This window comes from Pseudoalteromonas sp. S3785 (assembly GCF_005887365.1).
GTDB lineage: Bacteria > Pseudomonadota > Gammaproteobacteria > Enterobacterales > Alteromonadaceae > Pseudoalteromonas.
The window spans coordinates 1-14,368 of record NZ_PNCT01000010.1 but is presented as its reverse complement, the minus strand read 5'-3'; the positions used below and the strand labels follow the sequence as shown (position 1 = coordinate 14,368).

Sequence of the window (14,368 nt, the reverse complement as noted above, 5' to 3'; positions counted from 1 at the left end):
GAGGTTATGCGAGTGCATAAAATACTACTTGTTTTACTAGCCAGCACACTAACCGGTTGCTTTGATAGTAAAGAAGAAATAATAGAAGAAAAAAACCAAGGCCTCGTTTATTGCGCCGAAGCGAACCCTGTATCGTTTAACCCGCAAGTAACAACCACCGGTTCAACGATTGATATTATTGCTAATCAATTGTTTGACCGCTTAATTAGTATTGACCCTGTTACCGCAGATTTTAAAAGCGAGTTGGCTACCGACTGGAAAATTAGCAACGATGGTAAGTCGGTCACTTTTACGCTGCGTAAAGGCGTTAAATTTCATACAACGTCTTATTTTACCCCTACTCGCGACTTTAATGCAGACGATGTTATTTTTACCTTTAGCCGATTGTTTGACGTGTACAACCCGTACCATTTTGTTGGCGATGCAAATTACCCGTATTTCCAAAGTGTGGGGATTGATCAGCTAATTCGTAAAATAGTACGCGTGTCTGACTATCAAGTACGCTTTGAGCTATTTCATCCAGAAAGCAGCTTTTTAACTAATATGGCCACTGACTTCGCCGTGGTACTGTCGCAAGAATATGCCATGCAATTAAAAGCCCGCGATCAAACTAATTTGTTTGATCAGTACCCTATTGGTACAGGCCCTTACATTTATAAAGAATACCGCCGCGATCACTTAGTGCGCTTTTATCGTAACCCACTTTATTGGAAGCACGATGTTGCCCTTGAACAGCTGGTTTATGATATTACGACTAACGGCACTACGCGCATTGCAAAAATGCTGACCAAAGAGTGCGATGTAACCGCGCACCCAAGTAGCGCGCAATTGAGTATCTTAGCGCAGCGAGATGATATAAACGTTGAAAAAGAAACCAACCTTAATATTGGTTATTGGGCCTTTAATACAGAGCGCGCCCCTTTTGATGACATTAGAGTACGCAAAGCCCTTGCACATGCAATTGATATAGACAAAATAATGCAAGCTGTTTACTACGGAAATGGTATACGCGCGCAATCGATTTTACCGCCAACCTCGTGGGGGTTTGAGCCACAAGAAAACATTCCTATGTTTGACCCAGAGCTGGCTAAAAAACTACTTATAGAAGCGGGGTTACCGAATGGCTTTGATATGACCATTTGGGCTATGCCGGTAAGTCGAATTTATAACCCTAATGCCCGCAAAATGGCAGAGCTGATGCAAAGCGATTTACGCAAAATTGGGGTTAACGTAAGTATTGTAGAGTACGAGTGGAATACTTTTATTCAGCGTATAGGTGAGCATCGCCACGATAGCGTATTACTTGGTTGGGCGGCCGATACACCCGACCCAGATAACTTTTTTAGCCCATTACTGAGCTGCACCGCCACGTTTAGCGGTAAAAACCCTGCTAACTGGTGTAACCCGCAATTTGACTTATTGCTTACCCAAGCGCTCGACACCACTGATTTAAGTTTACGTAAACAGTATTACGAACAGGTTCAAGCGCTCATTATGGATCAGCTCCCTTTAGTGCCTATTGCTCATGGCATGCGTTTTCAAGCAAATAGTGCCGATGTAGAAGGGATAACTCTTGGCCCATTTGGGGCTATTTCACTCGCAAACGCGAGGAAAAAATAATGATACTTGATTATATATTACGCCGCCTTGGCTTGTTTTTATTCATGATTTTAATGCTCAGCATATTTACCTTTTCGCTGAGCTATTTATTCCCTGGTGATCCGCTTAGCAATTTAAGTGGCATCCCTAGCGGTAATTTTTCTCAGCACAGTGAACTTGAAGATAAATACATGTATGACAGCAACTACGTTATGCAGTATTTAGCGTTTTTAGGGCGTATATTTCAAGGTGATTGGGGCGTGTCGTTTGCCTCAGGAGATAACGTTTTTCAGCATATTTTAGATTTAATACCCGCAACATTAGAGCTGTGTGTTTATGCTCTTATTGTATCGGTTGTGGTAGGTGTACCAGCAGGCATTTTGGCCTCAGCATACACACGCCGTTGGCCGGATAAGTTAATTAGCTCTACCACCATGATTGGCTACTCTATTCCCGTTTTTTGGTTAGCGCTGTTACTTATTATGATTTTTTCGCTCAAGCTGGGCTGGTTTCCTATGTCGGGTAGAATGGGGTTACTATTTGAAATACCACCTAATACCGGGTTTATATTAATCGATATTATGCTCGCGGGTTTCCCTTACAAAGGCGAGGCTTTTATAGATGCGCTGCATCACTTAACACTGCCCACCATAGTACTGGCCATGTTTCCTACCACTGTTTTAGTACGCTTTACCCGCGACTCTATGCTTAAAGTAATGGATCAAAGCTTTATTAAAACAGCCAGGGCAAAAGGCCTTAATCGTCGTCAGTTAATCATGCATCATGCGCTACGCAATGCACTATTGCCGGTAATAAAACAAATAGGGCTGCAATTTAGTACGCTTATTACGCTTGCAATGATAACCGAAGTTATTTTTTCTTGGCCAGGTATAGGCCGTTGGCTAATCGATAGCATTTACCAACGTGACTACCCTGCTATTCAAGGCGGTTTAATGGCGGTCTCTATGTTTGTTATTATTGCCACTATTGTTGCCGAGCTTACATATACTCTGTTCGACCCAATTTCGCGGAATCAGGCACATGGTAAAGTTTAAATTATTTTCTGAAGAGTCGAATAAATCGCCGCTGGCGCGTTTTTGGCGCAAATTTAAAAATAATCATCCTGCGTTAGTGGGGCTATGGATCTTTATTGCGTTTGCATTATTAGCAGCCAGTGCGCCCTTTTTAGCGCCTTATGGGGTTAACCAGCAACATAGTGATGCATTACTTATACCGCCATCATGGCGAGAAATGGGCGATGTGCGCTTTATTTTAGGCACCGATGATTTAGGTCGCGATGTGCTCTCGCGCCTAATGAATGGGGCAACCTACACGTTTGGCTTGTCGGTAGTGGCTGCATTTATTACCACCATTATTGGCGTTTTAGTGGGGACGTTTGCAGGTATAAGCCGCGGCCTTCGTTCAAGCTTTTTAAATCATTTACTTGATATCACACTCTCTATTCCTTCTTTGCTATTAGCGATTATTATTATTGCTGTTCTTGGTCCTGGGTTAATGAACACGGTATGGGCAATTATACTGGCGTTGTTACCGCAGTTTATTCACTCTATTCGTAATTTAATTGTTGATGAGCTAAGTAAAGACTATATTACCGCTTTTAGGCTTGATGGCGCCTCTAATTGGCATATATTGTCGCGGGGTATTTTTCCTAATATTTATGAGCATATTGTGGTTATTTTTACCACCGCGCTTTCTACTGCTATTTTAGATATTGCCGCTTTAGGCTTTTTAAAACTAGGTGCACAGCCGCCCACAACCGAATGGGGCGCCATATTGGCTGAGAATTTAGGCCTAATATATTTAGCGCCTTGGACCGTTGCACTACCGGGTGTATTATTATTTTTAGCAGTTTTGTCTACCAATTTAGTAGGTGATGGCCTACGAAAAGTGCTCAAAGCACGTAAGGCTGATTAAATGCAATTACTCGACGTTAGAAATTTAACCATAGAGCTGCGTACCTCTGAAACCGTAATTAGAGCCGTAGACAGAGTCAGCTTTAGCCTAAAAGAAGGTGAAGTACATGGCTTAGTGGGTGAATCAGGTTCAGGTAAAAGCTTAATTGCAAAAGCCATTGTTGGAGTACTTAACGAACGCTGGGACATAACAGCTGATAGAATGCATTGGCGTGGGGTTGATTTAATGCGCTTAACCCCAGAGCAACGCAGAAAAACAGTGAGCCAAGATATTGCTATGATCTACCAAGATCCTAGCCGCTGCCTTGACCCGACCGCAAAAATATTTGATCAAATCGCCGAAACACTGCCTGAAATATCCACCAAAGGCTTTTTTTTAAAGCGCAACAGAGAGCGCAAAGACCGCGTGAAAGCACTGATCCATAAAGTAGGGATTAAAAACCACGACGCGGTGCTTGACAGTTACCCACACGAGCTCTCAGAAGGTGTGTGTCAAAAAGTAATGATTGCTATGGCCATAGCACGCACTCCTAAGTTACTTATTGCCGATGAGCCTACAACAGCGCTTGAAAGCACCACCCGTGCGCAAGTATTCAGGCTATTAAAAAGCTTAAACCAGTTAAAAAACATGTCTATTTTAATGATCTCTCATGAGCTGGAAGAAATAGCCGACTGGTCACACGGTATTCATGTTTTATATTGTGGGCAAATGGTTGAAGCCGGCCCAACACAGCGTATTTTTCGCCAGCCTCGCCACCCTTATACGCAAGCGTTATTAAAAAGCCTGCCCAATTATGAGCAAGGTTTAGCACACAAAGAGCCCTTTTACGCACTTAAAGGTACTATCCCTACTTTGCAACATTTACCTATAGGGTGCCGATTAGGCCCACGCTGTCCACAAGCACAAAAAGAATGCGTAATTACCCCTGCACTTACTAAGCAACATGGACATAGCTATGCGTGTCATTTTCCACTTATCAAAGAGGTGAAGTAATGCAACCAGTATTGAAAGTGCAAGCGCTTTGTAAAACTTTTAACGTGCGAGCTGGCTTATTTAGTCGCAAAAAATTTGAAGTCCTAAAAAATATTTCATTTTGTGTTGGCAAAGGCGAAACAGTAGCAGTCATTGGTGAAACCGGTGCGGGTAAAAGCACGCTCGCTAAATTACTTGCAGGGGCCGATAATGCCGACAGTGGGCAAATTTTATTAGAAAGTAATATTATTGAAGATGGTGGCGTGCGCGATGACCAATGCCGACATATTCGCATGATTTTTCAAGACTCCGCAGCATCGCTCAACCCAGGGCTGACCATAGGTGAAATGCTCGATGATTGTTTACAATATAACACTGACTTTGATGAACCCGCTCGCCAAGAAAAAATAGATGCCACGCTGTCTAAGGTGGGGCTGTTAATTGATCATCAACATTACTATCCACATATGTTTAGTGTAGGCCAATTGCAACGTGTCGCGTTGGCGCGAGCACTCATTTTAGACCCTAAAGTGGTTGTGCTTGATGAAGCGCTGTCGGCTTTAGACCCCTCTGTTCGTGCGCAAACTGTTAACTTATTACTTAAGCTGCAAAAAGAAACAGGCTTAACATACGTGCTAATTACCCACCACTTAAGCTTGGTACGGCACATTAGCGACCAACTGGTTGTGCTTGAAAAAGGTCAAGTCGTTGAGTACGGCGCTACAGAAGCCATTTTTAAAGACCCACAATCTAAAGTTACACAACGCTTAATCTGCTGCTAGAAACGGTTCATTAAAAAAGGCGCGTTACTGTGAAAGTAACGCGCCTTTTTTAATATTTAGTGCAATTATTCTGCTGCTTGCTCAACTACAGGTAGGTTAAGCTCAGCTTTAGCCTTTAAAGACTCAATAAACGCTGAGTAGTTTTTGTTAGCTTGCGCAATAGTAATGTTTTGCTGTAGTTGCGGGTCGATATTTGCGGTTGCTTGCGCATCGCTTACCGACTTAAGTGCAACAATGGCCGCATCACCGTTGTTTAAATCAACCACGTCTGTGCTTGGTGCATCAGTAGGACGTGGCATTTTAAACGCTTGCGTTACAATAGCAGGCGAAACCGTGTAGCTTTGACGCGTTAAACTTGCTTCTTCGCGTACCGTTAGGTTTTGCTCACTGGCCACATCGCTTAGTGTTTTACCAGCCTGAACTTGTGCAAATAATTCACGTGCTTTTTCTTTAGCAAGTGTAGATGCTTTTTCGTTAACTAAACGTGTTTTAATTTGCTCACTCACTTGCGCAAGCGGTTTAGTTGCAGATGGCTCGTATTTATTTACACGTACTACAATAACGTGCTCATCACCTAGCTCAATCACTTCTGAGTTTACTTTATCTTCAAGTAATTCTACTGAGAACAACTGTGAAATTACCGCAGGTGTATTAAGTGGCTCTGGCAATGCATTGCGTGCAACAAGTGGTGTGGTTTTAACTTCAACGTCTGCCACTTCTGCTGCATCGTCTAAACGGTCAGAAATCTCAAATGCTAAAGCGCCCATTTCTGTTTGCTTTTCGTAAAACGCATCCACTTTTTCAGTTTGCTCAAGCTCTGCACGTAAATCGGCTTTTACCTCGTCATACGCTTTTACTTGCTCTGGCTGTAAGTCAGTAAGTTTAATAATGTGGTAACCAAACTCTGATGCTACAACCTCTGAAATATCGCCTTTGTTTTGAAGTGCAAATGCTGCCTCTTCAAACGCCGGGTCCATTACATCGCGCTCAATCCACTCTAGGTCACCGCCCATTTCGCCACTCACAACATCATCAGATGATGTCTCTGCAAGCTCTGCAAAATCAGCACCTTGTTCTAACTGCTCATGTAATGCATTGGCTTTTTCAAGCGCGGCATCATCATCTTCGCTGTTATCAATTAAAATGTGCGATACACGGCGTTTTTCAGGCTCAATGTATTGCGCTTTATTTTGCTCATAATACGCTTTTACATCGTCTTCGGTTACCGACTCTACGTTAATATCTTCGGCTTTAAGCTCAATGTAATCAACCGATACACGCTCAGGAGACAAAAATTGCGAAGCATTTAGTTCGTAGTAATCAGCAATTTCTTGCTCAGATACGTCTACGTTTGCTTGTAACGCTTCTTTGCTTAACACCAAGTAGTCTATGCTACGCGTTTGCTGCTGTAGGGCTGCAGCGCGTTTAAGCTCGTTTTCAAGTGCAAACTCAGTACCAGCAACCGCAGACACTAATTGGCTGCGTGTCATGTCTTTACGTAAGTACTCACGAAAAGCATCTGGTTGAAAGTTCATTTGACGAATTACTTGTAGGTAACGGTCGTTATTAAATTTTTCACCAATTTGAAAGTACGGAAGTTCTAAAATTGTTTTACGTACGCTGTCGTCGCTTACGCGAAGGCCTAAATCTGCCGCTAATTGTGATTGCAATTCTTGTTGTACTAAGCGGTCAATTACACCTTGACGAATTTGCGCCATGTAATTTGGATCTGCACTGATTTGTGCAAAGTATTCGCCAAATTGTTGCTCTAAACGGCTACGTTCGTTTTGATAAGCACGATTAAATTCGGTTTGGCTAATTTTAATTCCATTTACTTCAGCAACGGGTTGTTCTGGGGTTTGACCTAAGTAACTACCGATCCCTGCTAAGGCAAAAGATAAAATCACCGCGCCTAAAATTATTTTGGCTACAGGACCCTGTGAGCCCTCTCTGATTTTCTCAAGCATTTGTTTATCTCTTATTGATCAAGGTATTTTACCTTGTCATATGTAAAAAAAGCGTATCTTACCAGATACGCTTTTTCACTTGAAGTAACTGGCGGTGAAGTTACTTAATTCATCGATTAGGATAATTAAGTTTATATACACTCGCCATAACTAATCTGTATTTAAACAGTGATTAGTTTACTGCGTCTTTCAGCGCTTTACCGGCTTTGAAAGAAGGAATATTTGCCGCAGCGATTTGGATAGTTTCACCAGTTTGTGGGTTACGGCCTGAACGAGCAGCACGCTCGCGTACTGAGAAAGTACCAAAACCTACAAGTGCAACTGAATCGCCATCTTTAAGCGCTCCAGATACAGACTCGATGAATGAATCTAGTGCACGACCTGCAGCCGCTTTAGAAATGTCAGCGTCAGCTGCGATTTGATCGATTAATTGAGATTTATTCACAATATCATCCTCTTTCATTGTTATTATCAAGAGCGATTGTTTTTTAAACTAACATCACTTTTTTGAAAATTTTAGAGCAAACTTTTAATGCTCACATGATTATATTTTTCTTAAGCCTAGGCCCCGTAAGGGCTAGGCTCGAAAACCAGTGCTTAACTTATCATACCGATTAGATTTGAAAAGCCCTTTAAAGCACTTTTTTTGGGTTTTTTATTGGTTTTTCGGTGTTTCGACTGAAAAACTCTCAACAGGGTGCACTAAAGCTAACTTTAATACTTCATCAATCCATGTAACTGGGTGAACATCTAAGCCTGCCAGTACGTTATCTGGGATCTCTTTTAAGTCACGTTCGTTAATTTTAGGAATGATGACTGTTTTAATTCCACCACGGTGTGCAGCAAGTAGTTTCTCTTTTAAACCACCAATAGGCAGTACTTCACCGCGTAGTGTTATTTCACCTGTCATTGCTACATCGGCTTTAACGGGGTTACCTGTTAAGCTCGATACTAAACCCGTTACCATTGCTGCACCGGCACTTGGGCCATCTTTAGGGGTCGCCCCCTCTGGTACATGCACATGAATGTCGCGTTTTTCGTAAAAATCGCTATTAATACGGAACGTATCAGCACGATTTCGAACTACCGTCATGGCCGCTTGTATCGACTCTTGCATTACATCGCCCAGTGAGCCGGTGTAACTTAATTTGCCTTTACCTGGCACCGCCGCACATTCAATGGTCAGTAAGTCGCCGCCTACTTCGGTCCACGCTAAGCCTGTTACTTGGCCAATGCGGTCGCCGTCTTCTGCTTTACCGTAGTCGTAGCGTTGTACACCTAAAAACTCTTCTAGGTTATCTTGACTGATAGTGACCGTTTTAGTCTCTTTATCTAATAAGATATTTTTAACAGCTTTACGGCATAGTTTAGAGACTTCGCGCTCTAAATTACGTACACCCGCTTCACGCGTGTAATAACGAATAATACCAATAATTGCACTGTCTTCTATTACTAGTTCAGACGGTTTTAAGCCATTGCGTTTAACTTGCTTAGTAATTAAGTGCTCTTTTGCAATGTTTAGCTTTTCATCTTCGGTGTAACCCGATAAGCGAATAACTTCCATACGGTCTAATAGTGGACCAGGAATATTAAAGCTGTTTGATGTTGCTACAAACATTACATCCGATAAATCGTAGTCTACTTCTAAGTAGTGGTCAGCAAAATGACTGTTTTGCTCCGGATCGAGTACTTCTAATAGTGCTGATGCTGGATCGCCGCGCATATCTGATGACATTTTGTCGATTTCATCTAACAAGAATAATGGGTTTTTAACGCCCACTTTTGTCATGTTTTGAATCAGCTTGCCTGGCATAGAGCCAATGTAAGTACGACGATGGCCACGAATTTCAGCTTCGTCACGTACACCACCTAATGCCATGCGCACATATTTACGACCCGTTGAGCGGGCAATAGACTGCCCTAGCGACGTTTTACCTACACCCGGTGGCCCTACTAAACATAAAATAGGCCCTTTAAGTTTATTGGTGCGTTGTTGCACCGCGAGGTATTCAATTATGCGTTCTTTAACTTTATCTAAGCCGTGGTGGTCGCTATCAAGAATTTTTTGCGCGCCTGCTAAGTCTTTTTTCACTTTAGAGCGTTTTTTCCATGGTACGTTAATTAACGTATCAATGTATGAACGCACTACCGTGGCCTCTGCAGACATTGGCGACATCATCTTAAGCTTATTAAGCTCAGCTGATGCTTTTTCTTTCGCTTCTTCTGGCATCCCTGATTCTTCAATTCGTTTTTTAAGCGCTTCAAATTCGTCAGGTACATCATCAAGCTCACCAAGTTCTTTTTGAATGGCTTTCATTTGCTCGTTGAGGTAGTACTCGCGCTGAGACTTTTCCATCTGCTTTTTAACGCGGGTACGAATTTTTTTCTCAACTTGCAATAAGTCTATTTCACCTTCCATCAGTGCCATTAGGTATTCTAAACGCTCTGTAACGCTTGAAATCTCTAACACTTTTTGTTTTTCAGGCACTTTTAAGGGCATATGCGCTGCCATTGTATCGGCAAGGCGAGCTGGCTCATCAATGCCTGACACAGAGGTTAATACCTCAGGCGGAATTTTTTTATTAAGTTTTACATAGCCTTCAAATTGGCTAACAGCGCTTCGAATGAAAATATCTTGTTCTTGCTCATCCACTGAATCAGATTCGATGAACTGAGCATTCGCTACAAAAAACTCATCGTTATCTACAAATTCTTCAATTTGTGCGCGCTGCGTACCTTCGACTAAAACTTTAACTGTACCGTCTGGTAATTTTAATAACTGAAGTACAGTCGCAATAGTACCGATACGGTAAATATCGTCTTGTACAGGTTCGTCTACAGTTGCATCTTTTTGTGCAACCAAGAAAATTTGTTTGTCTTTATCCATTGCCGCTTCGAGGCATTTTATTGATTTTTCACGGCCAACAAAAAGCGGGATCACCATGTGCGGATATACCACAACATCGCGCAGTGCTAACACTGGGATTTCGACTCGATCGGTTCTCTCAAGCGTCATTATAGTTTCTCTTCGCACTTCATTTATTTAAAAGATTACTCAAGTATATGGGGATAATCTAATTAAAGTTCAACAAATTTCCCCAACTCGTTCAAATTAATTATAAAAAAAGGAGCCTAAGGCTCCTTTTTTATACAAATAGCTTAAAAACTACTCTGACGCAGCTTTATCTTGATTATTATTTTCATAAATCAAGATTGGGTCAGATTCACCTTTAATCACGGTTTCATCTATAACCACTTTGCTTACGTCATCCATTGATGGAAGTTCATACATAGTATCAAGTAGCACGCCTTCAACAATTGAGCGAAGTCCGCGAGCACCTGTTTTACGCTCCATTGCTTTGTGAGCAATAGCGCTCAGTGCATCGTCACGGAACTCTAACTCAACGTCTTCCATACCAAACAATACAGAGAACTGTTTAGTAATGGCGTTTTTAGGTTCACTTAATATTTGTACAAGTGCCGCTTCATCAAGCTCAGTTAATGTAGCAACAACAGGTAAACGACCTATAAATTCAGGAATTAAGCCGTACTTCACTAAATCTTCTGGCTCTACGTCTTTAAATGTTTCGCTTAAAGAGCGGCTCGACGCTGACTCTTTAACGTTTACACCAAAGCCAATTCCGGTATTTTTATGGCTACGCTGTTCGATTACTTTATCTAGGCCTGCAAATGCACCACCACAAATAAATAAAATCTTAGAGGTATCAACCTGTAAAAACTCTTGCTGCGGGTGCTTACGACCACCTTGTGGTGGAACTGAGGCAACCGTGCCTTCAATTAGTTTAAGCAGCGCTTGTTGTACGCCCTCGCCCGACACGTCACGTGTAATAGATGGGTTATCTGATTTACGCGAAATTTTGTCAATTTCATCAATGTAAACAATACCACGTTGGGCTTTTTCTACGTCGTAATCACATTTTTGTAGTAGTTTTTGAATGATATTTTCTACATCTTCACCTACATAACCTGCTTCGGTTAATGTAGTTGCATCTGCCATAGTAAACGGTACATCAAGTAAACGCGCAAGTGTTTCTGCCAGTAATGTTTTACCGCTACCTGTAGGGCCAATAAGCAAAATGTTACTTTTACCTAGTTCTACTTCTTGCTTTGTAGATTGGTTGCGTAGGCGCTTGTAGTGATTGTATACCGCTACAGACAATACTTTTTTAGCATGGTCTTGACCAATTACGTAGTCATCTAAGTGATTACGAATTTCTTTTGGCACAGGTAGTTTATCAGACGAATTATGCTTAGGAGCAATGTCTTTGATTTCTTCCCTGATAATATCGTTACACAGCTCTACACATTCATCACAAATGTATACTGAAGGACCTGCAATTAATTTACGCACTTCGTGTTGGCTTTTGCCACAAAAAGAGCAGTATAACAATTTATTACTTTTGTCGCCGTCTGTAGGAGTGTCAGACATTCAGCTACCTCTTTTATACGTTGGCTGCCAAATAAGGTTGGCAACTATTTCAAATTCGCTTTTAACTATACCAAAATTTACTGGTTTTCGCATAGTAACTCAAAGTGGCAAGCAATTATTTGCTTGCCTACACGCTTACTTGCTTTCGCGATTTGTAAACACTGAGTCAACCAAGCCGTAATCTACAGCTTGTGATGCACTCATAAAGTTATCACGGTCAGTATCGCGTGAAATAACCTCTAATGGCTGGCCGGTATGCTCTGCCATTAAGCGGTTAAGTTTGTCTTTAATAGACAGAATTTCTTTTGCGTGTATCTCAAAGTCAGATGCTTGACCTTGGAAACCACCTAATGGTTGGTGAATCATTACACGTGAGTTTGGTAGACAAAAACGCTTACCTTTAGCGCCAGCAGTAAGCAAGAATGCGCCCATGCTTGCAGCTTGGCCAACACAAATAGTACTTACATCTGGTTTGATAAAGTTCATTGTATCGTAAATTGCCATACCAGCGGTTACCGAACCACCTGGTGAATTAATATATAAAAAGATATCTTTTTCAGGGTTCTCTGATTCTAAAAATAGCATTTGCGCTAAAATTAGGTTTGCCATGTTGTCTTCAACTTGGCCCGTTAAAAAGATAATTCGCTCTTTTAATAGACGCGAGTAAATGTCATACGAGCGCTCACCTTTAGCTGTTTGTTCAACAACCATGGGGACTAATGCATTTAGGGGATCTGTCATACCAGTGTTCATACTTTTTTAATTCCTTATGCGCTTATGCTTTTTCTTACTAAAGGAAGCATAGTTATCATTTTTCGCAAATTATGGGGCACAAACTAAAATGGCCCGGGCACACTGCATAAACAGAGTAACACGAGCCATTTAATCGTTAGCGAGCGCTTAAGTCAATGACTTATTAAGCACCTTGCTGAGGATTCATGATGTCATCAAATGCTTTTTCAACGTCAGACACGTTTGCTTTAGCTAAAATAGCTTCAACAGCTTGCTCTTCCATTGCAACATTACGCATTTGCTGCATAAGTTGATCATTTGATTTGTAGTATTCTACTACTTCAGTTGGATCTTCGTAAGCAGATGCAACTGTAGCAATTAATGCTTCAACTTTTTCATCATCAACTTTGATATCGTTTGCTTTGATCACTTCACCAAGTAATAGGCCAGTTTTAACGCGAGTTACTGCTTGCTCGTGGAACAATTCAGCTGGAAGCTCAGGCATGTTTTTAGCGTCGCCGCCAAAACGTTGAGCTGCTTGCTGACGTAATGCGTCAACTTCTTGATCAACAAGTGCTTTAGGCACTTCGATTTCGTTGTTTTCTAAAAGACCTTTAATTGCTTGGTCTTTTACGTTAGCTTTAACCGCTTGGTCTAGCTCACGTGTCATGTTCTTTTTAACTTCTTCTTTAAGCGCGTCTACACCGCCTTCGGTAACACCGAATTTAGTTGCAAACTCTTCGCTTAATTCAGGTAGCTCTTGTGCTTCAACTTTTTTCACTGTGATAGTGAATTGAGCTGCTTTACCTTTAAGATTTTCAGCGTGGTAATCTTCAGGGAAAGTTACATCAGCAACGACTTCTTCGCCTGCTTTTTTGCCAACGATGTTGTCTTCGAAACCTGGGATCATACGACCTTGGCCAAGTTCAAGTGGGAAGTCTTCAGCTTTGCCGCCTTCAAACTCTTCGCCGTCAATAGTACCTACGAAATCAACTGTTACACGGTCGTTTTCGCCAGCAGCTGCATCAACATCAGCCCAAGAAGCATGTTGCTTACGAAGTGTTTCTAGCATGTTTGCTAAATCTTCGTCAGTTACTGTTACAGCTGGTTTTTCTACTGCAATTTTGTCTAAACCTTGAACTTCAATTTCAGGGTATACTTCAAATGTTGCAGTAAATTCTAAATCTTTACCTGCTTCAAGTGATTTTGGTGCAAATGATGGTGCGCCAGCTGGGTTAATTTTTTCAGAAACAATTGCTTCAATGTAATTACGCTGCATTACTTCGCCAGCTACTTCTTGACGAACCGCAGGTCCAAAACGCTTGTTAATTACTGAAACTGGTACTTTACCAGCACGGAAGCCATCAATACGCTGCGTTTTTGACAGTTGTTGTAAGCGTTTTTTTACTTCGGTCTCAACGTTCTCTGCAGGAACGGTGATGGTCAGACGGCGCTCAAGGCCTTGAGTCGTCTCAACAGAAACTTGCATGATTTACCTCAATATTCAATTTTGGCGACTGTTCGCCTTCCTTACAAACAAAGTAATCTTCATGAGTCTTGATAAATTTTAAAGCGATTTTTCACTAAAAAGCATCCGTCACTACCATGAGATCCCATTGCTGCTCTGCCCTTCGGGCACTATGTTAAACAATAGACGCGGCATTATAACCTAATAATTATGATAGTCGAGTGTAGGGGGCAATTATTTGGACTAGTTTAGCTACGATCGCGACCAACTGCGTAAAAAAAAGACTAACAGGTACGTTAAAGCGATATTTTAGTAGGAAGTAAATAGACGTTATTGCTGAGTGATTACTCGTTTACTTTCTTTAAGGTTAAGAAAGTGGTCGGCGATGCAGGATTTGAACCTGCGACCCCTTGGACCCAAACCAAGTGCGCTACCAAACTGCGCTAATCGGAAGATATTCTTT

At 41.7% G+C, this 14,368-nt stretch carries 11 protein-coding genes; 5 read left to right on the top strand and 6 right to left on the bottom strand.

Features of this window, described 5'->3' with window-relative positions:
* Nucleotides 1-12 precede the first annotated feature (12 nt).
* The 5 genes from CWC17_RS03265 to CWC17_RS03245 are packed head-to-tail and all read left to right on the top strand — an operon-like array spanning nucleotide 13 to nucleotide 5,288.
* Entirely contained in the window at nucleotides 13-1,620 is a 1,608-nt protein-coding gene (locus CWC17_RS03265; RefSeq protein ID WP_138612072.1) for an ABC transporter substrate-binding protein, read from the top strand.
* A complete protein-coding gene (locus CWC17_RS03260) occupies nucleotides 1,620-2,654 on the top strand; it encodes an ABC transporter permease (RefSeq protein WP_004586903.1) in 1,035 nt (344 codons plus the stop codon). The genes CWC17_RS03265 and CWC17_RS03260 overlap by 1 nt, the downstream gene beginning before the upstream one ends.
* On the top strand, nucleotides 2,641-3,534 hold the full coding sequence (locus CWC17_RS03255; protein WP_055015788.1) for an ABC transporter permease subunit: 894 nt from the start codon (nucleotides 2,641-2,643) through the stop codon (nucleotides 3,532-3,534). The genes CWC17_RS03260 and CWC17_RS03255 overlap by 14 nt, the downstream gene beginning before the upstream one ends.
* On the top strand, nucleotides 3,535-4,527 hold the full coding sequence (locus CWC17_RS03250; protein ID WP_055015789.1) for a peptide ABC transporter ATP-binding protein: 993 nt from the start codon (nucleotides 3,535-3,537) through the stop codon (nucleotides 4,525-4,527).
* The gene (locus CWC17_RS03245) at nucleotides 4,527-5,288 is read left to right on the top strand and encodes an ATP-binding cassette domain-containing protein (protein WP_138612071.1); all 762 of its coding nucleotides are present in this window, start codon (nucleotides 4,527-4,529) and stop codon (nucleotides 5,286-5,288) included. The genes CWC17_RS03250 and CWC17_RS03245 overlap by 1 nt, the downstream gene beginning before the upstream one ends.
* 65 nt (nucleotides 5,289-5,353) lie before the next feature.
* Here CWC17_RS03245 and CWC17_RS03240 read toward each other — a convergent pair whose 3' ends face one another.
* The 6 genes from CWC17_RS03240 to tig form a co-directional block, all read right to left on the bottom strand.
* Nucleotides 5,354-7,255, bottom strand: a complete 1,902-nt coding sequence (locus tag CWC17_RS03240) for a SurA N-terminal domain-containing protein (RefSeq protein ID WP_055015791.1) — start codon at nucleotides 7,253-7,255, stop codon at nucleotides 5,354-5,356.
* A gap of 172 nt (nucleotides 7,256-7,427) precedes the next feature.
* Nucleotides 7,428-7,727 carry an HU family DNA-binding protein gene (locus CWC17_RS03235; RefSeq protein WP_286247754.1) on the bottom strand — a complete coding sequence of 100 codons (300 nt, stop codon included), beginning with the start codon at nucleotides 7,725-7,727 and terminating at the stop codon, nucleotides 7,428-7,430.
* A gap of 183 nt (nucleotides 7,728-7,910) precedes the next feature.
* Entirely contained in the window at nucleotides 7,911-10,271 is a 2,361-nt protein-coding gene (gene lon, locus CWC17_RS03230; RefSeq protein WP_138612070.1) for an endopeptidase La, read from the bottom strand.
* A gap of 150 nt (nucleotides 10,272-10,421) precedes the next feature.
* A complete protein-coding gene (gene clpX / locus CWC17_RS03225; RefSeq protein ID WP_004586896.1) occupies nucleotides 10,422-11,705 on the bottom strand; it encodes an ATP-dependent protease ATP-binding subunit ClpX in 1,284 nt (427 codons plus the stop codon).
* 135 nt (nucleotides 11,706-11,840) lie between these two features.
* Nucleotides 11,841-12,458, bottom strand: a complete 618-nt coding sequence (gene clpP / locus CWC17_RS03220; RefSeq protein WP_055015793.1) for an ATP-dependent Clp endopeptidase proteolytic subunit ClpP — start codon at nucleotides 12,456-12,458, stop codon at nucleotides 11,841-11,843.
* A 163-nt stretch (nucleotides 12,459-12,621) separates the two neighbouring features.
* Complete coding sequence (gene tig / locus CWC17_RS03215) at nucleotides 12,622-13,926, bottom strand: trigger factor (RefSeq protein ID WP_055015794.1); 1,305 nt, start codon at nucleotides 13,924-13,926, stop codon at nucleotides 12,622-12,624.
* Nucleotides 13,927-14,368: the final 442 nt, after the last annotated feature.

What these genes read in the sequence shown, in the direction of transcription:
- CWC17_RS03260 (WP_004586903.1), top strand. Translation starts at nt 1,620, where the DNA reads ATGATACTTGATTATATATTACGCCGCCTTGGCTTGTTTTTATTCATG.
- CWC17_RS03255 (WP_055015788.1), top strand. Translation starts at nt 2,641, where the DNA reads ATGGTAAAGTTTAAATTATTTTCTGAAGAGTCGAATAAATCGCCGCTG.
- CWC17_RS03250 (WP_055015789.1), top strand. Translation starts at nt 3,535, where the DNA reads ATGCAATTACTCGACGTTAGAAATTTAACCATAGAGCTGCGTACCTCT.
- CWC17_RS03245 (WP_138612071.1), top strand. Translation starts at nt 4,527, where the DNA reads ATGCAACCAGTATTGAAAGTGCAAGCGCTTTGTAAAACTTTTAACGTG.
- CWC17_RS03240 (WP_055015791.1), bottom strand. Translation starts at nt 7,255, where the DNA reads ATGCTTGAGAAAATCAGAGAGGGCTCACAGGGTCCTGTAGCCAAAATA.
- lon (WP_138612070.1), bottom strand. Translation starts at nt 10,271, where the DNA reads ATGACGCTTGAGAGAACCGATCGAGTCGAAATCCCAGTGTTAGCACTG.
- clpX (WP_004586896.1), bottom strand. Translation starts at nt 11,705, where the DNA reads ATGTCTGACACTCCTACAGACGGCGACAAAAGTAATAAATTGTTATAC.
- clpP (WP_055015793.1), bottom strand. Translation starts at nt 12,458, where the DNA reads ATGAACACTGGTATGACAGATCCCCTAAATGCATTAGTCCCCATGGTT.
- tig (WP_055015794.1), bottom strand. Translation starts at nt 13,926, where the DNA reads ATGCAAGTTTCTGTTGAGACGACTCAAGGCCTTGAGCGCCGTCTGACC.